At 59.3% G+C, this 26,255-nt stretch carries 21 protein-coding genes; 7 read left to right on the forward strand and 14 right to left on the reverse strand.

Annotation, left to right across the window (positions count from 1 at the left end):
• Positions 1-23: 23 nt before the first annotated feature.
• The 3 genes from K7A42_RS07845 to K7A42_RS07855 form a co-directional block, all read right to left on the reverse strand.
• Positions 24-680 carry a response regulator transcription factor gene (locus tag K7A42_RS07845; RefSeq protein WP_107340433.1) on the reverse strand — a complete coding sequence of 219 codons (657 nt, stop codon included), beginning with the start codon at positions 678-680 and terminating at the stop codon, positions 24-26.
• Positions 673-2,253 (reverse strand): ATP-binding protein, encoded by a 1,581-nt coding sequence (locus K7A42_RS07850; RefSeq protein ID WP_107340434.1) that lies wholly within the window; start codon positions 2,251-2,253, stop codon positions 673-675. Before K7A42_RS07850 ends, K7A42_RS07845 begins: the two co-directional genes overlap by 8 nt.
• 198 nt (positions 2,254-2,451) lie before the next feature.
• A complete protein-coding gene (locus K7A42_RS07855; RefSeq protein WP_282455037.1) occupies positions 2,452-4,746 on the reverse strand; it encodes an FdhF/YdeP family oxidoreductase in 2,295 nt (764 codons plus the stop codon).
• A gap of 412 nt (positions 4,747-5,158) precedes the next feature.
• Between K7A42_RS07855 and K7A42_RS07860 the strand changes: the two genes are divergently transcribed.
• From K7A42_RS07860 to K7A42_RS07870, 3 genes are all read left to right on the forward strand, one after another.
• Complete coding sequence (locus K7A42_RS07860) at positions 5,159-5,677, forward strand: Dps family protein (protein WP_034497777.1); 519 nt, start codon at positions 5,159-5,161, stop codon at positions 5,675-5,677.
• Between the two features lie 15 nt (positions 5,678-5,692).
• Entirely contained in the window at positions 5,693-6,673 is a 981-nt protein-coding gene (locus tag K7A42_RS07865) for an alpha/beta fold hydrolase (protein ID WP_034497775.1), read from the forward strand.
• A gap of 393 nt (positions 6,674-7,066) precedes the next feature.
• Entirely contained in the window at positions 7,067-7,273 is a 207-nt protein-coding gene (locus K7A42_RS07870; RefSeq protein ID WP_282455038.1) for a hypothetical protein, read from the forward strand.
• 117 nt (positions 7,274-7,390) lie between these two features.
• On the opposite strand, the gene K7A42_RS07875 is transcribed toward K7A42_RS07870, so the two are convergent.
• From K7A42_RS07875 to K7A42_RS07920, 10 genes are all read right to left on the reverse strand, one after another.
• Positions 7,391-8,713 carry an epoxide hydrolase family protein gene (locus tag K7A42_RS07875; protein WP_112552902.1) on the reverse strand — a complete coding sequence of 441 codons (1,323 nt, stop codon included), beginning with the start codon at positions 8,711-8,713 and terminating at the stop codon, positions 7,391-7,393.
• 180 nt (positions 8,714-8,893) lie between these two features.
• Positions 8,894-10,312 (reverse strand): aldehyde dehydrogenase family protein, encoded by a 1,419-nt coding sequence (locus tag K7A42_RS07880; protein ID WP_034497768.1) that lies wholly within the window; start codon positions 10,310-10,312, stop codon positions 8,894-8,896.
• Positions 10,313-10,601: 289 nt separating this feature from the next.
• Entirely contained in the window at positions 10,602-11,018 is a 417-nt protein-coding gene (locus K7A42_RS07885; RefSeq protein WP_108081350.1) for an organic hydroperoxide resistance protein, read from the reverse strand.
• Between the two features lie 116 nt (positions 11,019-11,134).
• Positions 11,135-12,478, reverse strand: coding sequence for an ATP-binding protein (locus K7A42_RS07890; protein WP_034497764.1), 1,344 nt, complete (start codon positions 12,476-12,478; stop codon positions 11,135-11,137).
• Positions 12,475-13,215: a response regulator gene (locus tag K7A42_RS07895; protein ID WP_022563954.1), complete on the reverse strand. Its 741-nt coding sequence runs from the start codon at positions 13,213-13,215 to the stop codon at positions 12,475-12,477. The genes K7A42_RS07890 and K7A42_RS07895 overlap by 4 nt, the downstream gene beginning before the upstream one ends.
• 94 nt (positions 13,216-13,309) lie before the next feature.
• Positions 13,310-14,356 carry an alpha/beta fold hydrolase gene (locus tag K7A42_RS07900; RefSeq protein ID WP_022563955.1) on the reverse strand — a complete coding sequence of 349 codons (1,047 nt, stop codon included), beginning with the start codon at positions 14,354-14,356 and terminating at the stop codon, positions 13,310-13,312.
• A 204-nt stretch (positions 14,357-14,560) separates the two neighbouring features.
• Positions 14,561-15,319 (reverse strand): alpha/beta fold hydrolase, encoded by a 759-nt coding sequence (locus K7A42_RS07905; protein WP_022563956.1) that lies wholly within the window; start codon positions 15,317-15,319, stop codon positions 14,561-14,563.
• 36 nt (positions 15,320-15,355) lie between these two features.
• Positions 15,356-17,134 (reverse strand): cytochrome c biogenesis protein DipZ, encoded by a 1,779-nt coding sequence (locus tag K7A42_RS07910; RefSeq protein ID WP_282455039.1) that lies wholly within the window; start codon positions 17,132-17,134, stop codon positions 15,356-15,358.
• A 181-nt stretch (positions 17,135-17,315) separates the two neighbouring features.
• The gene (locus K7A42_RS07915; protein ID WP_022563958.1) at positions 17,316-17,825 is read right to left on the reverse strand and encodes a cytochrome P460 family protein; all 510 of its coding nucleotides are present in this window, start codon (positions 17,823-17,825) and stop codon (positions 17,316-17,318) included.
• Positions 17,826-17,962: 137 nt separating this feature from the next.
• Positions 17,963-19,171 carry an MFS transporter gene (locus K7A42_RS07920; RefSeq protein ID WP_034497759.1) on the reverse strand — a complete coding sequence of 403 codons (1,209 nt, stop codon included), beginning with the start codon at positions 19,169-19,171 and terminating at the stop codon, positions 17,963-17,965.
• A gap of 217 nt (positions 19,172-19,388) precedes the next feature.
• Between K7A42_RS07920 and K7A42_RS07925 the strand changes: the two genes are divergently transcribed.
• Both K7A42_RS07925 and K7A42_RS07930 read left to right on the forward strand, forming a co-directional pair.
• Positions 19,389-21,332, forward strand: a complete 1,944-nt coding sequence (locus K7A42_RS07925) for an ABC transporter ATP-binding protein/permease (RefSeq protein ID WP_022563960.1) — start codon at positions 19,389-19,391, stop codon at positions 21,330-21,332.
• A 164-nt stretch (positions 21,333-21,496) separates the two neighbouring features.
• A complete protein-coding gene (locus K7A42_RS07930) occupies positions 21,497-22,309 on the forward strand; it encodes a nickel-binding protein (RefSeq protein WP_022563961.1) in 813 nt (270 codons plus the stop codon).
• 112 nt (positions 22,310-22,421) lie between these two features.
• Here the strand turns inward: K7A42_RS07930 and K7A42_RS07935 are convergent, their stop codons facing one another.
• A complete protein-coding gene (locus K7A42_RS07935) occupies positions 22,422-24,005 on the reverse strand; it encodes a Na+/H+ antiporter (protein ID WP_022563962.1) in 1,584 nt (527 codons plus the stop codon).
• Positions 24,006-24,263: 258 nt separating this feature from the next.
• Here K7A42_RS07935 and K7A42_RS07940 point away from each other — a divergent pair, with 258 nt between their 5' ends.
• Both K7A42_RS07940 and K7A42_RS07945 read left to right on the forward strand, forming a co-directional pair.
• Positions 24,264-25,289: an NADP-dependent oxidoreductase gene (locus K7A42_RS07940; RefSeq protein WP_022563963.1), complete on the forward strand. Its 1,026-nt coding sequence runs from the start codon at positions 24,264-24,266 to the stop codon at positions 25,287-25,289.
• On the forward strand, positions 25,286-26,248 hold the full coding sequence (locus K7A42_RS07945) for a D-2-hydroxyacid dehydrogenase family protein (protein ID WP_282455040.1): 963 nt from the start codon (positions 25,286-25,288) through the stop codon (positions 26,246-26,248). Before K7A42_RS07940 ends, K7A42_RS07945 begins: the two co-directional genes overlap by 4 nt.
• Positions 26,249-26,255 lie beyond the last annotated feature (7 nt).

The raw sequence follows: 26,255 nt of genomic DNA on the forward strand, positions 1-26,255 counted from the left end.
ATGCCGCCCTCAAAGATACCATACTAAGATACAGGTGGGCGCATCTTCTCGCCGATCAGTTCCGCCTTGCGAACGAGATCGGCGACCGATCTCGCTTCCATCTTGCGCATCACATTGCCGCGGTGCAGTTTTACCGTGACTTCGCTGATGCCTAGCTCATAGGCGATCTGCTTGTTCATCAGACCGCGAACGACGGCGTTCATGACCTCGCGTTCCCTCGGCGTCAGTTGTTCGGCAAGGGAGGCGACGGCCTCGTTCTGGGCGCTTTCGCGGCGTCGTGATGCATCCCGTTCCATCGCGGCCGCGACGGCGTCCAGGATGTCCTGTTCCTTGAAGGGCTTTGTCAGGAAATCCACGGCGCCGGCTTTCATCGCCCGCACGCTCATCGGGATATCGCCGAAGCCGGTCATGAAAATGATCGGCATCCTGTTGCCGACGCGTTCCAGCTGCATCTGGAAGTCGAGGCCGCTGATGCCCGGAAGCCGCACATCGAGCAGCAGGCAACCCGGCCGGTTCAGATTGGCTTTTTCGAGGAAGGCGGTGGCGCTGTCGAAAGCTTCGGCATCAAACTTCATGGAGCGAAACAGATCGGTCAGCGCCTCACGCATCGACACGTCGTCGTCGACGATGAAAACGACGGGTTGGGGTGGCTCCTTCGCCTGCTTGCGTGGGTCAGGCATGGTCCATCTCCTGGCTGATCGGCATGGAAATGGTGAAGACCGCCCCGCCGAGGGGGTGATTATCACCGGTCAGCCTGCCGCCGCGCGCTTCCAGAGTGGTGCGGCAGATCGATAGCCCCATGCCCATCCCTGTCTCCTTTGTCGTGTAGAATGGTGAAAACAGCTTTTCCTTCATCTGCGCGGGGAAACCCGGTCCATTGTCGTGAACGGCAATATGGATATTGTGACCGTCTTCACGTTCTTTCCGCACCGTGATGGTGCGATTGGTGCTGCCTGCCTCTTCCATCGCCTGAATGGCATTTGTCAGAAGGTTGATGAGGACCTGCTGCAATTCGATCCTGACGGCCGTTATTGGCGGAGTGGCCTGTTTATCCACGTGGACGGCGGTGCCGCTGCGCTCGAGCTCGTGTTCGAGAAGGCTGAGCGTTTCGTCAATGAACTCATCAAGATCGAAGGTTTCCGTCTTGCCGCTGGTATGGGCGAGCTGACTGCGTGTGTTCTGGATGATGTCGCTGGCGCGCTGGCCGTCACGGATCATGCGTTCGGCCGAACGGCGGGCCGCGGCGAGATCCGGCGGATCGCGATCGAGCCACCGCAGCAATGTCTGTGCGTTGACGATGATGGCCCCAAGCGGCTGGTTCAATTCGTGGGAGAGTGATGCCGACATGGCGCCCACCGCCGCGGCCTTTGAAGCCTTCGTCAGCTCCGCCTGTGCTTCGGCCAGCGCCTTCAGCGCCATTTCGCGCTGAGTGATATCCACCATGCTCACCACCACGCGATTGAAGGCGGCGGCCTCGGCCGGAAAGCTGATGGAAAGAAGCACCAGCTTGTCTTCACCGCTTTCCGTGCGCACCACCACCTTGTCTTCAAAAACACGCCGGTTGTCGATGATCGCCTGCAGGACATCGACGAATTTTCCGGAAGACGAAACGATCGACCGCTGAAGGGTTCCGCGCAGAGAGGAGTCGTAACCGAGCATTTCCTTTCCGGCCTCATTCGACGCAACGACCGTGATGAGGTCGATGCATTGCTGCGTAAAACCCGGATTGGCGCGTGCGTGGGCGCGCATATCGGTGACGCCCTGTTGCTTGAGGCCCATCAACAGGGCGTGAAGCTTCGAATAGTCCCGCTCCCAGAGCGCTACGCGCGTGCGGTCGAAAATGGAGCGATAGCGCTCCTCGCTTTCTTTGAGCGCCGCGTTGACGGACAGCATCGCCAGCCGCGCGGTTTCGGTTTTCAGCAGCAGCATGGTGGTAACGGCCAGCGCTGCAAGGGCGACCACCAATCGAAGGGCAGACTGGAAGTCGGCGTCCTGCGCATGGGTCGCCGCATAGGACAGCAGCGATAGAATGGCGCAGGTGCAGGAGGTCGCGATGAGTCCTGACCAGCTCACGGCCTGCGCGGCCAGAAGAACCGTGATCACATAAAGAACGGCGATCGCGCCTTCTATGTCGGTATAGGTGTCGACGTAAAATACACCTGCTGCCAGCACCAGCGCGCCAACTCCAAAAAACAGATGGTGGGCTCCATCCTCCGGCTCTCTCGCGCGAAACATCATTGACGCAATCGACATTGTTCCCCCGATGCGATTTTTGCCGACAATACGGTTTTTTCAGCACAACCTGACCTATACATAGGTCTTGGTTGCCACCGCCCTCTTAACATCAGGATAGCGGGAAATGGGTGCGGGGCCATATGCAAAAATATGCATCCAGGACCTGTCGTCCACAGGCACCCATGGCCTCTGCAATGCGCACCGGCCCTTGGCTCGTCAGACAGCTGCTGCACTCACCGTAATCGGTACGCCTTTATAGGAGGGCGTTCCCGAAAGGCGATCATAACGGTCTAGCGCCACCACCGCATTCATCTCGGGATAATAACCCGCTGCCGAGCCTTTCGGGATATCGTACTCAACAGCCGTGAAACCCTGAACGAGGTGGCGCCCCTCACTGTCTTTGGCGATACCGTGAATATCGATGCGGTCGCCATCCTTCAGGCCCCGTTCGGCGAGGTCCTGCCGATTCATGAAGATGACGTCCCTGCGACCGAAGACGCCGCGATAACGGTCATCCATGCCGTAGATCGTTGTATTGTACTGGTCGTGGCTGCGGATGGTCGTCAGCACGAGGGCGTCCGGATTGGAGATCAGCGGATCTTCCTCGATCCCGGTGGCGACAAGGAAATTGGCCTTGCCGCTCTCCGTGTTCCAGCGGCGGAAGGAGGCTGCGACATCAAGGCGGAAGCCGCCCTTCACGCGGACCCGGCTATTGAAATCCCTGAAGTCAGGGAAGACCTCTTCGATCTTGTCGCGGATGCGATCGTAATCGGCAATCAGCCAGTCCCAGTCAATGCCGTGACGGTTTCCGATGGTTGCCTTGGCGATGCCGGCGATGATTGCGGGCTCCGACCGCACAAGTTCGCCTGGCGGTTTGAGGAAACCGCGTGAGGCATGCACCATCGACATGGAATCCTCGACGGTCACCGCCTGCGGGCCGGAGGCTTGTGTATCCAGATCGGTTCGCCCGAAACAGGGCAAAATCAGCGATGTCCGTGCCGTCAGAAGATGCGAGCGATTGAGCTTCGTTGCAATGTGGACAGCGAGATCGAGTTTGCGCATACCTTCGAAGGTCGCGGCGGTATCCGACATAGCGACGGCGAGGTTTCCGCCAAGGCAGATGAGCGCCCGGGATTTTCCGGCGATGATTGCCTCGACGGCTTCTATGGCATTGTGGCCTTTTTCGGCGGAGGGGCGAAAACCGAAGGCGCGTTCCATGCCATCCAGCAGCGCCTTGTTCGGGATTTCGGTGATGCCGACAGTGCGATCGCCCTGAACATTGGAATGACCGCGAATGGGCGCTATCCCCGCACCCTGGCGGCCCATATTGCCGCGCAGAAGCAATAGATTGGCAATCTGCTGGACATTGCTCGTACCCTTGGCGTGCTGTGTTATACCCATGCCGTAACAGATAATGACATTGGAGGCGTTCACGTAAACCCGGGCAGCGCTCTCTAGCGCCTCCCTCGTCAGCCCGCTGACCGAGCAGATCGTATCCCATGAGGTGGCGTCGATATCGCTGCGCAGCACGTCGAGGCCTGAGGTATGTTGCTCGATGAAGGCCCGGTCCAGTGCGCCGGCTCCGCCTGCATCGAGGCTTTCCGCATCCATTTGAAACACTGCCTTCATGATGCCCTTCAGGGCGGCGAGATCGCCGCCGGTGCGCAGCTGATAATAGGCGGAGGCGATCGGAGTGGAAGAGAGCGTCGCCATTTCGATCGGGTCCTGCGGCGCGGCGAAACGCTCCAGAGCCCGTTCCTTCAACGGATTAAAAACGACGATCGGCACACCGCGTTTTGCGGCATTGTGCAGCGTCGTCATCATGCGGGGATGATTGGTGCCCGGATTATGGCCGAAGCTGAAGATCGCATCCGCATGATCGAAGTCCTCCAGCGTCACTGTGCCTTTGCCGACGCCGATGGATTTCGGAAGGCCGACGCTGGTTGCCTCATGGCACATGTTGGAACAATCGGGAAAATTATTCGTCCCGAAGGCGCGCACGAAAAGCTGATAGAGAAAAGCAGCCTCGTTGGACGCCCGGCCTGACGTGTAAAACTCCGCCATGTCTGGGTCACCAAGCTTGTTGAGCTCCTGCGCGATCAGGCGGAATGCATCGTCCCAGGCGATCGGCTCATAGCGATCACTGTCGGCTTTGTAATGCAGCGGAAGGGTCAGCCTTCCGGCATCCTCGAGCTTGTGGTCGGTCCACTGCCACAATTCGGAGACCGTGTGCTGTGCGAAAAATTCAGGTCCGGATCGTTTGGCGGTCGATTCCCATGTGATCGCCTTGGCGCCGTTTTCGCAAAATTCGAACGATGAGGTGTGTTTGGGATCGGGCCAGGCGCAGCCGGGACAGTCGAAGCCTTCGGGTTGATTTGCCTTGAGCAGCGTCATGGTGCCCTGGGCGACGATCTGCTGGTGGGCGAGGGTTTTCGCGACGGCTTTCAACGCATCCCAGCCGCCGGCGGGATGATCATATTTTTCGATACCTTCCGGGCGTTGTTCTGTCATGTAGGAAGTCCTTCGATTTTGCAGCCTGGCGATTGTCGTGGGCAACGACGGTAGCCCACGTACGCAAGCTTAAACATCATACTCATGCATAGGTTGCCTGCTCACCAGAGGGCGAAACGAAAAGGCCGCCTCCTGCGGCGGGGGCGGCCTTTTGCGGATCGGGAGGGAGATCCGCGGCTCCGGGGAGGGGACGCCGGAGCTTCTGGCTTCTGTGAGCCAATCGCCGAGGGGCGGGGCGACGGGCAAACGTTATCCCGGGCCGGCGCTAGCCGAAACTACACTTAGGTATCGGGTAGACTGTACCAGCAGCCGATTTCTCCTCACCCGTTCTTCTCCCTATTCTCGAGGCCGATCAGACAGCCGCAACAGGGACGCTCAACAACGGGCGGTCAAGTGCCAAAGGAGAACGATCATGGACACGACAACAGCTTCCAGAAACCGCAAGCTTCCACTTGCAACCCCGACCGATCTCGGAGCGGAGGCAAGCCGCGACATTGCCGCGGCGTTGACCGCCCTGCTGGCGGATGTCTTTACGCTCTACGTCAAGACCAAGAACTTCCACTGGCATGTTTCCGGTCCGCATTTCCGCGACTATCACACGCTGCTTGACGAACAGGGCGCCCAGATCTTTGCCATGACCGACGACATCGCCGAAAGGGCGCGCAAGATCGGCGGTACCACCATCCGCTCCATCGGACATATCGCTCGCCTCCAGCGCCTCCTCGATAATGACGCCGACTTCGTCACGCCTGAGGATATGCTTGCCGAACTGCGCGAGGATAACAAACAGCTGACCGCCATCCTTCGGCAAACGCACAGCCTTACCTCCGACCTCAACGACCACGCGACCACCAGTCTGATCGAGAACTGGATCGACGAGACCGAGCGGCGCACATGGTTTCTGTTTGAAACCACGCGCCATGCGCGCTGAACGCAGGACAAGGAAATGGCCGGCAATCTCATCGAGCTCGCGCTTTCCAGACGGCACCTGCTGCTGGCGGGCGCGGCACTTTCCACGGCGATGGCCATACCATCGACAGCTTTTTCAAACTCCACCCCATCTCCCACCGAAGGAGCATTTCCAATGACTGAATCATTCGTAAAGACCAAGGACGGCGTCAATATCTATTTCAAGGACTGGGGCCCGAAGGATGCCCAACCGATCGTCTTCCATCATGGCTGGCCATTGTCATCCGACGACTGGGACGCGCAGATGCTGTTCTTTGTAGAGAACGGTTATCGCGTCGTGGCGCATGACCGCCGCGGCCACGGCCGGTCGGAGCAGGTGAGCGATGGGCACGACATGGATCATTACGCCGCCGATGCCTTTGCCGTCGTCGAACATCTCGATCTCAGAAATGCGGTTCATATCGGGCACTCAACAGGCGGTGGCGAAGTCGCCCGCTATGTCGCAAAATTCGGCGAGCCGCACGGCCGTGTCGCCAAGGCCGTGCTCGTCTCCGCTGTTCCGCCGCTGATGCTGAAGACGCATTCCAATCCCGGCGGCCTGCCGATCGAAGTCTTCGACAGTTTCCGCAAGGGCGTCGCCGATAATCGCGCCCAATTCTTCCTAGATGTCCCGACCGGCCCCTTCTACGGTTTCAATCGTCCGGACGCGAAGGTCTATCCCGGTGTTATCCAGAACTGGTGGCGTCAGGGCATGATGGGTAGCGCCAAGGCCCATTACGATGGCGTGAAGGCTTTCTCGGAAACCGATCAGACGGAAGACCTGAAGGCAATCTCGGTGCCCACGCTTGTCCTTCACGGCGATGACGATCAGGTCGTGCCGATTGCGGCCTCCGCCGAATTGTCGGTCAAGCTTCTGAAGAACGGGACGCTGAAGGTGTATAAAGGTTACCCGCATGGTATGCTCACCACCCATGCAGACGTTATCAATCCCGATCTGCTGGCTTTTGTGAAAGGCTGATCGCGTAAGGCGCCGCTGCCAGCGAAAGCGGGCGGCGGCCGGTTCCCGCGGAGAAGGAGATTTCGATGCCGTTCAGACCAGCTGATGAAACTCCTCTCCTTCGTGACGGGATCGCGAGCCTGCCGGAGATGGAGGATATCCAGCTTGAGCTTCCGCTCTCGTGCAGAACAGGGCGGGATATTGAGGGCGACGCCGGGCTGAAGCAGTCTCGGTCAAGTCCCAGCACCAAAGTGCCAGCCGTGTGCGTCGATCGCCACCGTTGACAGTCGTTTATTGTATCGCAAACCGGTGAAACTACATCTGGGTAACATTCCCGGCTTTTGACGAAAAACTCCAGACACAAGACTTGCCCATCGATTGGCACAACGTCGCTATCAAGTATGGAGAACCGTGATGTCCAACGAAGTCGTATCGCTCCTGGAGATCCGCAAGGTTTTAAATGAGTTTTGCGAAGATAATCGTCTTCCGATCGGCTGCGCCATGACCGTCGATGCCGCAAGATACCTGATTGGAATTGCCTCAACCGATGAGGTCGAACGTTTAACCCTGCGACTGTCGCTGGATCAGTGGATGAAGGAACGGATTGCTGCTGCCGCCTGAAATGGCTCGGCTTGGTATAAAGCCGCCCCAAATCGGGGGCGGCTTCTTTGCGTTATAGAAAGACCAGACGCAATAGGTGGTGAAGCGCGGGCTGATCCCGCGCTTGTCTGACGGGATTCAGCGCAGTTTTCGGAAAGCTTCCCGCAGCTCACGGGAGAAAATATCGGGCTGCTCCCAGGCTGCAAAATGCCCGCCGTGATCCACCTGATGATAATAGGCGAGTGACGGATAGGCCTGCCTGCTCCAGCTCTCGGGCGCCTGGTAGATCTCCTTGGGAAACACCGTGATACCGACGGGGATCTTAATGTCGCGGGTCTTCTGGGCGTCCGCGCTGAAGTTGTTGTTGTTGTTTTCCCAATAGAAGCGTGCGCCAGAGGCGCCGCTGTTGGTCAACCAGTATAAGGTGATATCGTTGAGCATCTCGTCCCTTGAAAGAACACTTTCGGGTTCACCATTGCTGTCGCTCCACTGCGCGAACTTCTCATAGATGAACGATGCGAGACCAATGGGAGAGTCCGAGAGAGAATATCCGATCGTCTGCGGTCGCGTGACCATCATCGCGCCGTAAGCAGCGTTTCTGCCGAAAAACGTCTGCAGAGCGTTGTAGGCATCTCGTTCGGGAGGCGAGAGATCTGCCGGCGCAGCGTCACCGCTGCTGATACCCCTCATCAGCGTTCCGGGAACTGTGGCCGGCATATTGAGGTGGATGCCAAGCAGACCCTTCGGAGCTTGGCGTGCGAGAGCATCGGAAATGACCGAGCCATGGTCGCCACCTTGGGAGACATAACGTGTGTAGCCCAAACGCTTCACTAGAACGTCCCAAGCGCGTGCAACACGATCCGGTCCCCAGCCGAGATCTGTTGGATGACCTGAAAAACCATAACCGGGTATCGACGGAATGATCACATCGAATGCGTCTTCGGCTTTGCCCCCATAAGCGGTCGGATCCGTCAGCGGGCCGATAACCTTCGTGAACTCGAAGATTGAACCCGGCCAGCCATGGGTAAGGATGACAGGCAGGGCATTGGGGTGGCGTGAGCGCACATGAATAAAGTGGATGTCTACACCGTCGATACTGGTGATAAACTGAGGCAATGCGTTGAGCTCGTTCTCGGCGTTTCGCCAGTCATAGGCGCTGCCCCAGTATCGAACGAGGTCCTGAACCCGCGAGAGCTGGATGCCCTGGGAGATATCCCCCACGGTCTCCCTGTCCGGCCAGCGTGCATTTTTGATTCTCGCCTTGAGGTCGTCAATCTGTGATTGGTCAATATGCACTTGGAACGGGTGAATGCTATCGTCTTCCCGGGCTGTCTGTGATTGGGATGGTTTGGCAGTTTCCGCTGCCAGGGCCGGGAAAAAGGCCATCAGTACGGCTATGGCAGACCCAAGCACCATCGCTGTGCCGCGCCCGGTTTCCGCCGGATGAAGTATGTAGGTCATATTTCTCTCCATATGATGAGTTTTTGCAATTATTCGCACCCGAGACTGGTAGATGTTGCTCGTGTCCCGGCTGCTAGGTTCGACCTGGTGTTGCGTCACCGAACGTCGGCTTTCAGACGGCTGACGCTGCGGCGTGCAGCAGACCGGAGCGCGCCGGTATCGGCTTGGAAAAAATTGGTGTCACGGAGTGAGAATGGCGCGCGGTTCGAGCATACCATCGAGGCCGAAGGCACCGATTTCCCTGCCAATGCCAGACTGTTTGAAACCGCCAAAGGGCGCGCGGGGATCATGAGGAGCGCCGTTGATGACGACACGGCCTGCCACCAACCTTTCGGCAATTTTTTCGGCGCGCCTGAGGTCGGATCCGAGCACATATGCCTGAAGTCCATAATCGCTGTCATTAGCGATCTCGATGGCCTCGTCTTCGTTGTCATAGGCAATAAGGCAGAGGACCGGGCCGAAGATCTCCTCGCGGGCGATGCGCATGTCGTTCCTGACCCCGGCAAAGATTGTTGGACGGGCGAACCAGCCCTTTTCCATTCCAGCCGGCCGCCCGGTGCCGCCCGTCAGCAGGGTCGCCCCTTCGTCGATGCCGAGTCGGATATAGGCCTGAATCCTCTCCCACTGCGCAGCGTTCGCGAGAGGTCCTATCCGAACCTCCGGATCGCGGGGGTTGCCGACCTTGAATTTCCCAGTCTCCATCCGGAGCTTCTCCGAAATCTCTGTAAGGCGGGACCGAGGGGCGATGATGCGGGTGCCCGCGACGCAGGCCTGACCGCTGTTTGCAAAACCTGACATCAGGGCAACAGGGATCGCCGTTTCGAGGTTGGCGTCCGGAAGGATGATTGTGGGCGCCTTTCCTCCGAGCTCAAGAACCAATCTTTTCATGCCGTCGATCGCGGAGCGCTGAATTATTTTTGCGGCCTGAGTGGAGCCGGTGAAACTGACGGTCGCAACGTCGGGATTCTGCGTCAGCGCCGCACCGACCACGGGCCCCGTGCCGTTAATGACATTGAAGACCCCCGCCGGAAGGCCGGCCCGGTGCAGCCTCCTCAGGAATAAATCCGTCTGAAATGCGCTCTGTTCTGCCGGTTTGATGACGAGGGACGAACCGGAGCCGATCGCGTGGGCAACCTTGGTGGCGATAAATCCGAAATTGCTATTCCAAGGTGTGATAGCGGCAAGAACGCCGCGGGGCAGCATCCTGACCGTGCTTTTGCCCACAACACGGTCAAAGTCGTAGTTCCTAACGGTCTCGGCCATCACATCAAAAACTGAAGCGGCGTTCTGAACAGAGAACGCCGTAAAATAAGCGGGTGCGCCGTATTCTTCGGTCATGGCTTGCGCAAGCTCATCCGGCCTCTCGGCGACCACATCGCGCAAGCTGCGCAGCATATCGATACGCTGCATCTTGGTCGAGGCCGCCATGGCCGGAAAAGCGCGTTTTGCAGCTGCCACCGCCGCCCTTGCATCATGGGTGTTGCCGAGACGGACCTCGCCGATCTTTTCTTCGGTTGCCGGATTGAAAAGGTCCAGCCGCTCATCGCCGACCGGGATGACAAATTCACCGTCGACGTAGATCTGTTCTATTGTTCGCATTGATCTGGCCTCATTGAAGGTCGGAAGTTCGGTTCGATGGTCGCAGCGTAACGCGGCGAACTGCCCCCAAAGGAACTTCCGTAAGTGGATTGGAGGGGCACGCGGAGGTGAAAGTGTGAAGCGGCTGCGACATGCGCCGAGCCGCTCCCAGGGTCACATCGCTGAAAGCGCGCCCAGAAGTCCCGCAAGCGGCGAAGGCTCGTCTGAACTTGCGTCATAGACACAGGACACCGCGAATATTGCCGAGAGCACGAGGGCGATGACGAGCCAACGCGGGCGGAAAAGCGGTTTATGCGAGTTTGAGTGTGACATCGATGTTTCCCCTCGTTGCCTTGGAGTACGGGCAGATCTGGTGCGCATCCTCGACGATCGCCTGCGCCGTGGCACGATCGATGCCCGGCATGCTGACGGACAGTCGGGCCTGCAGGAAGAACTCGCCACCCGTCGTGCCGAGGTCAACCTCAGCATCGACGGCGGTGTCAGCCGGAAGGCGAAGCTGGCGCCTGGCCGCTGCCTTTGTCATTGCGCCGATGAAACATGCCGACCAGCCTGCCGCAAAAAGCTGTTCGGGATTGGTTCCCGGCTTGCCGCTGCCCGGAGGCGAGAGTTTGATGGAAAGCGCGCCGTCGTCGCTTTGCGCCGATCCGTCACGGCCGCCGGTCGTGCGGGTCTTGCCCGTATAAAGAACAATCTCGATTCTGGTCATGGGAGGCTCCTTTGATTGCCGCTGCCGCGGCGTTTTGCGATAGGAGCTTTGTGAGGGATCAGCGTATCGGCCATGTTTCCGGAAAACGCGAAACTGTATCGAAACGTATCGGCGCGTTACGAGGTGCTCGGCCTGCCTTCGTGTGAGGGAAAAGAAACCTCGGCCGCCAGCCCGCCACCCTGCCTGTTATAGAGGCGTACCGCGCCGCCGATCGTTCCGGCAAGCTGCTGCGCAATCGCAAGCCCGAGGCCCGTTCCGCCCGTGTCGCGATTTCTCGATGTTTCAATCCGGAAGAATGGCTGCATGGCGTTGTGCAGCATCTCGTCGGGAATGCCCGGTCCTTTGTCGAGCACCGTGATGACAACGGCGCCTTCAGCATGCCGATCCACTTTTATTTCGGCACTGCCAGCAAATTTGAGGGCGTTATCTATGAAATTCGTGAGTATCCGTCGCAATGCGTGCGGTTTTGTAGACGCCGTGCCGCGCACAATGCCTGAAACCGTGACCGCCTTTCCGGTATCCTGATAGTCGTAGGCGATGCTGTCGATGAAGGATGCCAGATCGATGCGAGAGGACTTCTCGCCGTTGCCGTGGGCGCTGCGCGCATAAGCGATCCCGTCCTGCACCAGACGTTCGATTTCACGCAGGTCACTGACCAGCTTTTCCTTTTCCGGCGTATCATCAGCCATATCGGCCCGCAGCCGCATTCGAGTGATGGGCGTCTGCAGGTCGTGTGAAATCGCCGCGAGGATTTGCACGCGTTCTTCAAGATATTGTGCGACGCGATCGCGCATGGCGTTGAATGCACGAGCCGCGTGGGCAACTTCGCTCGGGCCGCTCTCACTCATCGGCAACCCCTTCTCCCCCGGATCGAGCGCTTCCGCCGCGGCTGCCAGCGCGCTGAGGGGTCTGGTCGTCTGCCGCACGGCAAACCAGGTGCAGAGGAGGAGAAGCGCCATTTGTGCGGCGAAGACGTAGGGCAGCCATTCGGCGATGGGCATGACACCCCGTGGTGTTACGTCAATTGTCAGGGGCGAGCCGTCCGACAGCGTCAGATGAGCCTGAAGCCTCTTGCCGTCGCCGGGAATGGATTCCACCCTGACCGGAAACCGGTGCCCGGCGGCCTCTTCGATCCTCTGCGCGATTTCTGCCCCGCGCCCGGACATGTCGGCGACGCCGGGAAGGCCCGGACCGAGTATGAGCTGGTAGTTGCTGCGGCCGAGGCGGTTCACCCATCCCGCCCGCTCTTCCGCAGGCAGGCGGTCTATGATGGCGATGGATACCGCAAGGTCCTGCTCCAGTGTCCCGAGCATGACTGCTTTGGCAGACATATACCGTTCGGCGAAGAGGATGCTGAACGACAACCCGTAGGCAATGGCAAGCCCGGCAAGCAGGATGAGAAAGAGTCTGGACCGCAACGAGCGTGGCCACCAGCCGGCAATCAGATGCCGGCCTTTCATGCCCTTGGCTCCGAAATCTCCACCGGAACGGAAAAGACATAACCTTCCGCACGCACCGTCTTGATGTAGGTGGGTTCCCGCGCATCATCTCCCAGCCGCTGACGCACGCGGCTTACAAGAAGATCGATCGATCTGTCGAAGATTTCGGCATCGCGCCCCTGTGTGAGGTTCAGCAACTGGTCGCGGTTGAGGACGCGCTGGGGATGATCGATGAACACCCTGAGAAGCCGGTATTCAGCGCCGCTCAGTGCCACGGTCGTACCGTCCCTGTCCAGCAGATGGCGGCCCACCGTGTCAAGACGCCAGTCGCCAAAGGTCAGGAGCTGCCCCGCTTCGCTGATTTGCAGATTGGGCGGCAACATCCGGGTGCGGCGCAGGATTGCCTTGATCCGTGCGAGAAGCTCCCGGGCGGCGAAGGGCTTCGACAGATAATCGTCGGCGCCCATTTCGAGCCCGATGATCCGGTCCATCTCGTCATCGCGGGCAGTCAGCATTAGAACCGGCGTGGCCTTGTGCTTTCCGGCCCGCAACTCACGGCAGAGAACCAGACCGTCATCGCCCGGCATCATCACGTCGAGCACGATCAGATCGACGGTATTGCCGTCAAGAAAACTTCTCATCTGCCGTCCGTCGGCAGCCACCGTTGTTCGCAAGCCGTTCTTCTTCAGGTAGCTGGAAACCAGCTCCCGGATTTCCCTGTCGTCGTCCACGACGAGAATGTGATCGATATGTTCCATTGGATGCCTTCATCGTGCGGACGTTTCAGTGGCCCGCTACTGCATTGCCCGCTGCCAACAGCAGTAAGACAACGGTTCGCGGGCTTCGGCAAGCCTAAAGCTTTGCGACGTCGAGAACGGCCTTGGCGAATGCCTCGGGCGCTTCCTGCGGCAGGTTGTGCCCTATGCCGCCGCTGATATTGCGATGCTGGTACTTGCCCGAAAACCTTGATGCGTAAGTGGAGGGGTCCGGATGCGGTGCGCCATTGGCGTCACCTTCCAGCGTGATCGTCGGGATCGTGATGAGGGGAAGTTTCGCAAGCCGGCGCTCGTAGTCGTCATATTTGGCTTCGCCTTCGGCAAGTGCCAGCCGCCAGCGGTAATTATGGATGGTGATCGCCACGTGGTCGGGATTGTCAAACGCGGAAGCGGAACGATTGAAGGTTTCGTCGGTGAATTTCCAGGTCGGGGAGGCCGTTTGCCAGATCAGGCGAACGAAGTCGCGGGTATTCGCGGCGTAACCCGCACGGCCGCGTTCCGTCGCGAAGTAGAACTGATACCACCAGGAAAGTTCCGCCCTGGGCGGAAGTGGCTTTTTGTTGATTTCCTGACTGCCGATCAGATAGCCGCTGACCGACACGAGGCCGGTGCAGCGCTCGGGCCAGAGTGCCGCCATGATATCGGCCGTGCGAGCGCCCCAGTCATAGCCCGCCACGACGGCCTGTCTCACGCCAAGGGCATCGAGAAAGGCGATCATGTCAACCGCGAGTGCTGCCTGCTGCCCGTTGCGTGCCGTTTCATCAGAAAGAAAACGTGTGGTGCCGTATCCGCGCAGATAGGGAATAAGCACGCGATATCCTGCCGAAGCGAGGATGGGCGCAACGTCAACATAGCTGTAGATGTCATAAGGCCATCCGTGCAGCAGCAGAGCGACCGGGCCCTCCTCGGGCCCGGCTTCGGCGTAACCGACATCGAGTACACCCGCTTTGACCTGCTTCAGGGGCCCAAAGGACGTTTTTTCGCCTGTTGGTGCTGACGGGGTAGCTGAAGGCGCCTCGCCTTTGGCCTGGGCCAGGCCCGCCGCGCCGAACTCTACGGCGGCAACAGTCATTGCGGCAATGCCGAAGAACCGGCGGCGCTGGAAATTGATCTCGGAATTCATTCTCGTCTCTCCTGTCCTTTTTGGATGACAGGCAGTTAACGCTGTACGTGTATCCCCGATGTGTCCCGGGCGAACCTGATGTGAATGGTTTTGTAGCAGCGAGCCTTCTATATACAGACTGATACATTCAGCTTGCCCTCTGAATGCAGATCAGCCGCTCCCGATGTCAGGAGCGGCTGTGGTGGCGTTCCACCAGATCCGTGTTTATTTCGCGGACCGCCGGGCAGCCTCTGTGATGACGTCTGCGACCTCTTCGGGCTTGGATGCGAAGACTGCGTGGCTCCCGGCGATCTCGGTCACCGCGCTGCCGGCGCGCTTTGCCATGTCACGCTCGAGATCGGGGTTGATCGACCTGTCCTGCGTCGCGATGATCGACCAGCTTTTCTTTGTTTTCCAGGCTGGTTCGCCCGACTTGGCTGCGAAGGCTGCCTTGGCGGCGAAGACCTGGCTTTTGGCCATGAAGGCAGCCTCGTCGCGGGGCAGGTCGGCGGCGAAATCCTGCGCAAAGACCGCCGGATCCAGATAGAGGAAGGCGCCATCCTTCGTCTGCTTTATGCCGCTTCCGGCGGGTGGTTTTGCTGTGGCGAGGTCAAGAAGGCTCTCTCCCTTTTCCGGCTGGAAGGCGGCGACATACACCAGCCCCGCCACATCGGGCCGATTGCCAGCTTCCGAAATCACCATGCCGCTGTAGCTGTGTCCGACCAGCAGGCTGGGGCCCTGCTGGAGATCGAGCACGCGGTTTGTTGCTGCCACATCATCGGCAAGCGAGGTGATGGGTTCCTGGACGATGGTGACGTTGAAACCACGGCTTTCGAGGATGTCCGTTGCCTTGCGCCAGGCAGAACCATCTGCAAGCGCCCCGTGGACGATGACGATATTCTTTACCTCCGCTGCCTGTGCGGCAAACGCAATCAGCGCGGTTGCAAAGGCGAGCGCGAATCTTGGCATGAGACGATGATGCATCGTGTTATTCCTTTCATGTGGCCGGATAAAAACGGGTCAACCGAAGGTGAAGGCGTAGGCCTGCACACCGGGGTCGAGGAAGCGGATGGTGAAGGTTTTTGCTGTCACGGTGCCGGACTGGCGAACGAGCTGGTAAAGGCGGGTTGATGTGACGACGCCATTGCCATTGGCATCCGTATCGGCGCCATGATCAGGACCCGGCGGATGGCCATCCACGGTCACCTGGAAACGGACCGGCTTTCCGGAATCAATCGGACCCAGCACCAGATGCAGGTCACGGGCGCTGAAGCGGTAGGTGATACCGCCTTTGGCCGCATCAAGGGTGGCCGCTTCCGCGCCAACCGTCCATTCGCCGGAGAGCCCCCATTCATTGAGGGCAGGCGCCGTGACCGAATAGTCTTGGGGCGCGTCTGCACGTATTGTCTCGTTCGATGCAAAGCTTCGCGCCTGACGGTAGCCTACATAGGTTTCGCCGGAGAGCATGTGGCTCATGTCCGCGCCGGCTTCAGCCCCCTTTGTCTCAGGCGTCACAGTGTCGGTGGCGGATGCGCCGGTGCTGCCCGCCTCGCGCAGCAGATCCTGAATCGCCTCTTCGGTCTCCCTGTAGTCTCCCTCTCCGAAATGGTGGTAACGGATCTGGCCTTTGGCATCGATCAGGTAATGCGCTGGCCAGTAGCTGTTATCGAAGGCGCGCCAGATCCTGTAATCATTGTCGATTGCTACCGGATACTCGATCTTGAAGCCGGCGACGGCCTGTCTGACATTGTCGATCTTCTTTTCGAAGGCAAATTCGGGCGCGTGCACGCCAATGACGACGAGACCCTGATCCCTGTACTTCTCCGCCCAGGCACGCACATAAGGAAGGGTGCGGATGCAGTTGATGCAGGAATAGGTCCAGAAGTCGATGAGCACGACCTTGCCGCGCAAGTCTTCACGGGCGAGCGGCGGGGAGTTCAGCCATTCGACAGCACCATCGAGGGACGGCGCGGGGCCTTCAACCGGCAGTGCCGGGCGCATGGTGGCAGCGTCACCGTCCGGCGCTGTGGCTGCGGATTTCTTCGCTACTTCGACCTTCTGTTCGGGCCCTCTGGCGGCGTCGAGACGATCAAGAACGTGCTGTTCGAACGATGTCGTGCTGGCATAGGAAATCTGCGATAGAAAACCGGTGTCCAGTCCAAGGGCGATGGCGGCAACGCCTGCCAGCACCGCTGCCCCGGTTGCCCGGCGAACACGCTCGCTGAAACCGAGGGAACGCTTCATCGCCGCAAACACCCTGCCTCCGATGAGGACGGCCACGGCAAGCGATGTCGCAGCACCGGCGGCATAGGCGGAAAGCAGCAGGCTGGTTTCCAGATTGGCGCCCTTCAGGGCCGCACCGGTCAGCACGATCCCGAGGATTGGGCCGGCGCAGGGCGCCCACAGGAGCCCGGTGGCGATGCCGAGCAGCAGGGAGCCAGTGACCGTCGGGGCGGCATCGGGCTTGCCGGCGGCATTGGCAAGTCGGTTGCCGAATTCAACGACCGGATGGGACAGGACAGAGGCGAACTTCGGTGACATCAGCCCAATTCCGAAAAGGGAGAGCATTGAAAGGGCGGCGAGCCGGCCATATTCGTTGGCGTTGATCGCCCAGCTGCCGCCGATGGCAGCGAGCGTCGCAACGGCGGCAAAGGTGATCGACATTCCGGCGAGCAGCGGCAGCGTGCTGCGCAGGAACGGTTGGCCGGCCCGCGCGAAGACGAAGGGAAGAATAGGCAGGATGCAGGGGCTGAGAATTGTCAGCACGCCCCCGAGATAGGCAACGACCAGAAGCGTCATTATCTTTTCCTTTCAGCTGGGATTAGGGGCACCGGGCGGCGAAGGTGAGCCGGTAATGGCGCCACCTTCCCGGCGTCGCGTATCTCTGATGTGTCGGTGTGTGGGTGATTTTGTATGGGAGTGTAGGCGAGCGGACGGACCGTCGACCATGAAGGGTAACGGCGGCGTGGCCCTTTGCTCGTCAGGGCGCGTATCGTGTGAAAACGAAATCGTGGTCCTTGACGTTGCCGACATGACACGAAAGGCAAGTCTCGTGCTGTGCGGTATCGACCGGTTTGCCGTTGACGAAGCGCCCGAAGCCCCAGCCATGGCTGTCAGGATATTTCCTGGAGTCCTTGACCATCACCTGCACGGTGGTTGCCGCGCCCGGCACCGTGGCTGGTGGAAATTCCGCGGATTGCTGCCGCTTGTAGGCAAGCTTCACCAGTATCGAGCCATCAGGGAAGGGCAGGGTTCCGCTCTTGTAAGCGTTCACGGCGATGTCGTTTGCCAGAACGGCACGAAGCTCATCGAGCGGCGGCGCTTCCTGTGCGGGAGCGATGAAGCGCCAGTCTCGATATCCCTCGGGAAGCGTAACGCCATAGAGGGGTGAGGCGTTTTCCGGCGGGCTGTCCGCAAGGCTTGAATAAGCGGCTCCGAAACCTGCTGCCGCAACTGCAAGAGTGACGGCAAAGAAAATCTGGTTCTTCATGACAAATCCTGCCTGATCCGAAAACGATCAGACGATGATCTGCGCGGCAGGTATCCGGCATGTTTCCTGAAACCGGGATTTATGTATCAGATCGTAGCAGCGATTGTGCCGGCGAGGGAAGCGCCGGCACACACATATCAATCGGCGCGCTGTAGCAGCGCGAGCGCGACGGTGGATGTCGCGAGGATCGCGGTCAGAGCCAGCGGCGCGGTGGCGCCGTAGGAATCGACGATATAGCCGCCGAACACTGCACCGATGCTGATGGCCACCTGGAAAGAAACGACCATCAGGCTGCCTGCCGCCTCCAGCGCATCCGGCGCGCCCCGGGAAAGGTTGGTCGGCAGCACGACAGGCGCCATGCCGAAGGCAAGGCCCCAAAGGGCGACGAGAGCAAATGCGGCACCGGTATGGACGCCCCAAAGAACCAGGGAAATCGTTGCAAATGCCATCAGCGCGGCGGTGACGATGAGTGCGAGACGGATACTGGCATCAGCCATCCGGCCACCCGCGACGTTGCCAATCACCGAGGCGACGCCAAATCCAAGCAGTGCGAGAGCAATGGGCGTTGTACCGAGGAGCGTCACCTGCTCGAGGAAGGGACGGACATAGACCGATCCGGCGAAATGTCCCGTCATGAGCAGGAGGATCGCGAGCATGGCCAGCTGAACGCTACGCCGCCGCGTCAGCCGGAAAACATCGGAAAGGCTGTTACTGGTGCTTGCAGGCAGCGACGGCAGGCTGAGGATTTGCAGCAGCATGGCAATGACGGCAAGCCCTGCCGTCATCGACATTGCCGTGCGCCATCCCAGCCAGTCGCTGATAAGGGCTCCCATCGAAGGCGCGGCGATTGTGGCGAGCGAAACGCCGAGGGTAACGATAGCCATGCCGCGCCCGGTCGCATTTGCGCCGACAAGCCTTGCCACGACGGCAACCGAAAGCGCCCAGAACCCGCTGAGAGCAATCCCGAGCCCGGCCCGGCCCAGCAACAGAAGCCAGAAATCGGTTGCAAAGGAAGCAAGAAGGTTTGAGCCGATCGCCAGTGCACTCAGACCGACAAGCACGGTCTTGCGGTTCAGCCTGCCGATGAGGACGTTGCTCAACAGCGCCGTCACTGCGCCGACGGATGCCGTGGCCGTGACGACCTGTCCGGCGGTCCCTTCGGTGATACCGAGGTCACGCGCCATCGGCGTCAACAGTCCCGCCGGCAGGAACTCGGCCGATACCAGCGCAAAGCTGGTGGCCGCCATCGAAAGAACCGCGAACCATGTGGCGGCTGTCCACGCGGGTTGCTCCTCGATGTCGAGGGACATTGTTGTCCCGTCAAACTCTGATGTGGTGTCGGTCATGGTATCTCTCCTTGAGTTGGGAGAGTTTTAAAGGAATTTTGCTGGATGATATGTATCTAAAAGTCCGAATTTCATGCCTATTTGTCCAAATTTGTGCGGCGCACAACGCAGGCGCGTGCGTTGACGCAGGGATGTGTCCGGGGGTCGTGCGCCTTTCTGCCCGCGGGAAATCTTTGCCGGCGGGCAACCTTTCAAACCGCCATCCGTTTAGCCGTCCATGACCGATGCTGACGCAAATTCGAAACGAGCCGATGGCACCGGCAAGAATGGTGCAGGGAAAGTACATGTCGAGAATGCAGCCGATGAGCCGCTGCCGCCGGAGGAAATCGAACCTGCTGAGGGCCTGACGCCCGAGGAAGCCGAGAAGGCCCGCAAAAAATATCTGCTGAAACGCTTCTGGATCAGCGCGCGCGGCTTCTGGAGCCGCCGTGGCGACGGGCTGGCATGGCCGTTCTCCATCGGCCTGTTGGTGATGATCGGCATCAATGTCGCTTTCCAATACGGTGTCAACGTCTGGAATCGTGGCATCTTCGACGCGATTGAAAAACGGGATGCGTCCACGGTCTATTTTCTCGCTTCCATATTCCCGCCGCTGGTTCTGGGCAGCGTCCTGATCGTAACATCGCAGGTCTATGTCAGGATGCGGATCCAGCGGCGCTGGCGCTCCTGGTTGACGAAGGTGCTGGTCTCCCGGTGGATTGCAAATGGCCGCTATTACCAGCTTAACCTGATTGACGGCGACCATCAAAATCCGGAGGCGAGGCTGTCGGAGGACATGAGGATCGCCACTGAAGCGCCGGTGGATTTCGTCGCAGGGGTCATTGCCGCCTTCGTATCGGCATCCACCTTCATCGTCGTTCTGTGGACGATCGGCGGCGCGCTGACGTTGCCGATCGGCGGCGTTTGGATAACGATACCCGGCTTTCTGGTGGTGGCAGCGGTAATTTACGCGCTTATAACCTCAAGCTCGATTGCGTGGATCGGCCGGAACTTCGTCAAAGTCTCGGAAGTCAAGAACCAGCTCGAGGCGGAATTCCGCTATACGCTGACCCGTGTGAGGGAAAATGGCGAGAGCATTGCGCTGCTGGGTGGCGAAGAAGAAGAGCGAAGCGATCTCGACAGCAGGTTCCGCAATGTCCGGCATCAGTGGAAACGAATGGCGCAGCAATATATGCGTACCACCGTCGTGTCGCATGGATCGATGCTGATTGCGCCCGTCGTTCCGGTCCTGCTGTGCGCGCCGAAGTTCCTCGACGGAAGCATGTCGCTGGGCCAGGTCATGCAGGCGGCATCGGCTTTCACCATCGTTCAGTCCGCCTTCGGCTGGCTGGTCGATAACTATCCCCGGCTGGCGGACTGGAATGCCTGCGCAAGGCGTGTCGCATCGCTGATGATGTCGCTTGACGGCCTCGAGCGGGCCGAACAGAGCGATACGCTCGGCCGGATCGTGCGCGGTGAAACGGAGGGTGAGACGATGCTGAGCCTCAAGGATGTATCCGTTTCGCTGGGCGATGGTACTGCTGTCGTTAAGGAAACCGATGTCGAAATCGGACCCGGCGAGCGGGTGCTCGTCGCAGGTGAATCCGGATCCGGAAAAAGCACGCTCGTGCGGGCAATCGCCGGCCTGTGGCCATGGGGCGGCGGCAGCGTCAGTTTTCGTGCCGGTAGCCGGCTGTTCATGTTGCCGCAGCGGCCATATATTCCGTCCGGAACGCTTCGTCGGGCGGTCTGTTATCCGCAGGCAGCGGAGAGCTGGACTGCCGACGAGATCGGCGCAGCTCTCGACAAGGTCGGTCTCGGCCACCTCAAGGACAAGGTGGAAGAAGAGGCGCCGTGGGACCAGACGCTCTCCGGTGGTGAAAAACAGCGTCTCACCTTTGCCCGCCTGCTGCTGAACGATCCCGATATCATCGTCATGGATGAAGCGACCGCCGCCCTGGATGAAAAAAGCCAGGACAGGATGATGCAGACGGTCATCGACGAATTACCAGATGCTACGATCATCAGCGTGGCACATCGCGCTGAGCTGGAGGCCTTCCACAGCCGCAAGATTACGCTGGAACGCCGGGAAGGTGGCGCGAAGCTGGTCAGCGATATCCACCTCATTCCGAGGAAGGCCCGGTCCGGCTCGTTGCTCCGCCGCATGGTCAAACGCAGGTGACGAAAGTCGCGCAGCACCTCCACCCCCTGATATAATGCGAATGAGTATCGCTCTTTCGGTGCTTCTATGTTTTCCACGTCACCCGTATGAACGGTGGACGGTCAATCGGTGACGTCGTAATCTGGCCGCCAGATGAGGCAACGACATACTCTCGGGAGGAAACAATGCCTATCTTCATGGACCGGCATGAGCTCGCCGGAGTTTCTGCGGCCGATATTGCCGCCGCGCATCTTAAGGATATCGACATTCAGGACCGGTATGGCGTCAGGTTTTTAACCTACTGGTTCGATGAAAGGCGCGGTACCGCCTTCTGCCTCATGGATGCGCCGGATGCTGAAACCGCGCAATGCGTGCACCGCGAAGCGCACGGTTTCGTCGCCAGCGAAGTTGTGGAAGTCGCTCTGTCGGCTGTGGAGGCGTTTCTCGGGCGAATACAGGACCCGACGCCGCTCGAGCCTGCCCCCAAACACATGGATGCTGGCCACCGTGCGATACTTTTCACTGACATCGTCGGTTCAACCGAAATGACCGCTCGCCTGGGCGATCGTATGGCAGCTGAACTCGTCCGCGCGCATGATGCGCTCGTGCGTGGCTGTCTGGTAAGACGGTCAGGACGGGAGGTAAAGCACACCGGGGACGGCATAATGGCAGTGTTCTCCTCCACGCCATTTGCAGTCGACTGTGCAATCGATATTCAGCGCGCCTTCCATCGCTACAACAGCGACAGGGGCGAACCCATTCACATCCGCATCGGGCTGGATTGTGGTGAGCCGGTTGAAGACAGCAATGATTTCTTCGGCACGACCGTTCAACTGGCTGCAAGGCTTTGTGCTGCCGCCCATAGCGATCAGATCCTGATATCGGACAAGACCCTGCAGGAATATGGCAGCGCCGATGTCCCCGTATATGGCCATCGATACAGGCTTAAAGGCTTCGCCAAGCCGGTCCTAGCCTATCGTTGCGAGTGGTTGCATTGATTATGGTGTTCTTCAGGGCTGATCCTGACGCGGCACTACCGTTGCGATGCTTTCCTTGGCTTCCTGCTGCTTATAGGTGCTGGTTTCCTTAAGTTGGAAAGCATCCAGCCAGTCACGCCTTCGCAGAAATTGCGCCGAGCTCTTCAAGATCGAGATCATGCTCAAGCTCCCTTAGAGTTTCATCGTCGATCTTTCCTTCGCGTCGCAGACGAATAAGTTCCTTTCTGCCGGCGGCGACAGCCTGAAGAACGACATCGAAGTGGGCATGAAGAAGTGGCGAATATTTCTCGGTACTTTCGGCGTATCTGACACTTGCTGCCAGCCGGTGTTCGTATCTCTTCAGGAGTTGGGGATGGATGAGTTCCCCACTTTCGTCGTAGGCAAGCCCCTGAACGGCTGCGAGCTGGACCTGCGCCATGGCGGCTTCAGCCTCACTCATCGTCATCGGTGCGCGCTCCGGTTCGATATTGCCAAGCCCCGCCCAGGCGATAATCCACCCAAGCGTCGTTCCCTGTATGAGAACGGTTCCCACGATAACCGCGAATGCCATGACCAGAATGAAGTCACGTCCGGGAAAATCCTCCGGCAGGCTGAGCGCAAGTGCCAGCGTCACGACGCCGCGCATGCCTGCCCAGCCGAGCGCCGTCACCCCTCCTGCTCCGAGGGGCGTCGAGCGAGCGACCTTGACCCCGTGAAAAAACCTGATGACCAGATCCGATGTGAATATCCACACGAACCGCGCGATGACGAGCGAAACGAGGATTGCGGCCGCGGGGAGTGCCATCGAACCAACCAGTGAGCCAAAGCCGCCGCCACGTTCAACGACGTCCCGCAGCGATAGTCCTATCAGGATGAAAACCATAGCCTCCATCAGGAAAACAAGGACGTTCCAGAATGAGGTGCCGCGCATTCGCGTCGCCGCAGAAAAGACGGTGTGCTGATGCCATGACGCTATCAGCCCGGCCGTTACGGTGGCGATTACACCGGACGCATGGATCTGTTCCGCCAAAAGATAGGCGATCCATGACAAGATTGCGGTGGCGGCAATGATGAGGTACTCGTCGCCAAGGTGCCGGACGAGCTTTACCCATGCGAAGCCAACGACCACGCCGGTTGCGGCGCCTCCAAGGGCCAGAAAAATGAAGGTGCCGATCGCGTCGGTGGTGCTGAATGTACTTCCGGCCGCAGCCGCTACAGCAAAACGAAAGAGCACGAGCCCGCTGGCGTCGTTGAGAAGGCTCTCACCTTCAAGAAGGATTTGCAGACGCCTCGGAATCTTAACCCTTTCCAGCACGGCACGGGCTGACACGGCGTCCGGAGGTGAGACGATGGCGCCAAGGGCTGCGCAGGCCGCCCATGGCAGAGACGGCATCAGGAGGTGGACAACGACCGCGATGACGATTGTCGTGAACAGCACTGCACCGATCGCGAGAGATGCAATTCCGAAGACGTGTCGTTTCAGGCGATCGACGGCGATCGACCACGCTCCGTCGAGAAGCAGTGGCGGTAGAAAGATAACAAGAACCAGTTCCGGATTGACAGCGATCGTGGGCAAGCCGGGAAGGAACGCCAGCGTTCCCCCGCCCACCAGTAGCGCTACCGATGGCGGCAGGCCCATGCGATGTGCGATGTAGTGCAGCACGATGATGGCGAGAAACATCGCGATCACGAGTTCGAAGAGATGCGTACCGTCCATATGCGCCCCCAATCCGCGTCGGACTCACATCAAATGACGAGATTTGCGAAAAAGCAACGCAGTCATTTTTGCTGGTTTGACTGAGTTCCGGCAATTATCACCGGTTCTTTAGGCAGCGCCGCACATCAAAATGATCTACAACCCAAAACGCAAGCACATCAGGAATGGGATGCCGCCACCCGTGGAGTTCGAGAAGCGGTGGAATATCCAAGCCGAGGGCGGCCCAAGACTTGGGCTAATAAACGAGGAACGAACCTTATGATGACGATAAAACGTATTGTGCTGGCAAGCCGACCCTTGGCAGAACCATCGCATGAAAATTTCCGCCTTGAGGATGCCGAGCTGCGCGAAGCAGCCGAGGGCGATGTCACGGTCCGCGTTCTCTATCTTTCGCTCGACCCTTACATGCGTGGGCGTATGAGCGATGCCAAATCGTACGCGGCGCCTGTACCCATCGACGGTATCATGGAAGGCGAGACGATCTGCGAGGTGGTGAAGTCACGGCACAACGGTTTTGCGCCCGGCGACATCGTGCGCGGGCGGACCGGTTGGTGTACGGGGGCGGTCATCAATGGGGACTTGCTACGAAAGGTCGAGACGCACGGCGCGCCGGTCACGACCGCGATCGGCGTCCTTGGCATGCCGGGATTTACTGCATGGAGTGGTCTGAAGTTCATTGGCAAACCGAAGCAGGGTGAGACGGTTGCTGTCGCTGCAGCCTCTGGCCCCGTTGGTTCCATGGTCGGACAGCTTGCAAAGCTTTACGGGGCGAGGGCAGTCGGTATAGCCGGTGGGCCCGACAAATGTGCATTCGTGAAGGATGAACTTGGCTTCGACAGCGTGGTTGATCATCGCTCGGAGAATTTTGTCAGCGATCTGAACGCGGCCTCTCCAAACGGGATTGATGTCTATTTCGAGAATGTCGGAGGACGCGTCTGGGATGCGGTACTGCCTCTTCTAAACCAGTTCGGGCGTGTTCCCGTCTGCGGCCTCGTTTCTCAATATAACGGTGCAAACTCGTCGCAGACAGACCGTCTTCCGGCAACGATGTCGGCGATCCTGAGACAGAGCCTTCTCGTTCGAGGTTTCATCCAGACTGAATTTGCGGCCGATCATTTCAATGACTTTCTCGCGGAGATTGGCCCAAGGGTCGCTAGCGGCGAGATCAGGTACCGCGAGGATGTCGTCGATGGATTGGAGAATGCTCCTGACGCCTTCATCGGCATGCTGAAAGGCAAGAATTTCGGCAAGCTTATCGTCAAAATCGGTGGCGTCGTCTCATGAGCCGCCATGACGTAAGAAATATCGCGGTTTTGGATGATTACCAGAATGTGGCGATCACCAGCGCCGACTGGTCGCCATTGAAAGACTGTGCCGAAATCACGATCTTCAATGACCACATCGCGGACGAAGAACGCCTGGTTGATCGTCTCTTGCCGTTCGATGCTGTCTGCGTCATGCGCGAACGGACGCCGCTGCCGCGACGTGTTCTCAAGCGCCTGCCGAACCTGCGGTTCATCGTAACGACTGGAGGGCGCAACGCCTCAATCGACCTTGCCGCGGCCCGTGATCTTGGCATCGTTGTTTCGGCGACGGGTGCGAACGGATCGGGCGCCCCGGAGCTGACTTGGGCACTCATCCTTGCGGCGGCACGCCATATTTCCACAGAAATTGCCTCGTTTCGGAGTGGTGGCTGGCAAACCACGGTCGGGCGCGACCTTTCGGGCAGCACGCTGGGTGTCATCGGTCTGGGCAGGATCGGCCGCCAGATCGCAAAGGTCGGGCTTGCTTTCGGTATGGACGTGATCGCCTGGAGCCAGAATCTGACCGATGAGGCGGCAGAAGCTGCCGGTGTGCGACGGGTTGAAAAAGAGACGCTTCTTCGCGAGTCCGACTGGGTGACGTTGCATCTTGTTCTGTCGGAGCGAACGAAGGGCGTAATCGGTCAGGAGCAGCTGGCTTTGATGAAGCCAACAGCCTGGCTCGTGAATACGTCACGAGGTCCGCTTGTCGATGAAGGAGCTTTGATCGCTGCCCTGGAAACCAAGAGGATCGCAGGTCTTGCAGTGGACGTGTTTGATCATGAGCCTTTGCCCAGTAATCATCCGCTTCGGACTTTTGGCAATGTGATCGCGACGCCTCATATCGGGTTTGTTACCGAAAACTCATATCGGATTTTCTATCGAGATACCGTGGACAATCTCGTCGCATGGCTGAACGGAACGCCACTGCGGGTTTTGTGAACTTCCG

Origin of the sequence: Agrobacterium sp. InxBP2 (assembly GCF_026191755.1) — a bacterium.
Lineage (GTDB): Bacteria > Pseudomonadota > Alphaproteobacteria > Rhizobiales > Rhizobiaceae > Agrobacterium > Agrobacterium pusense.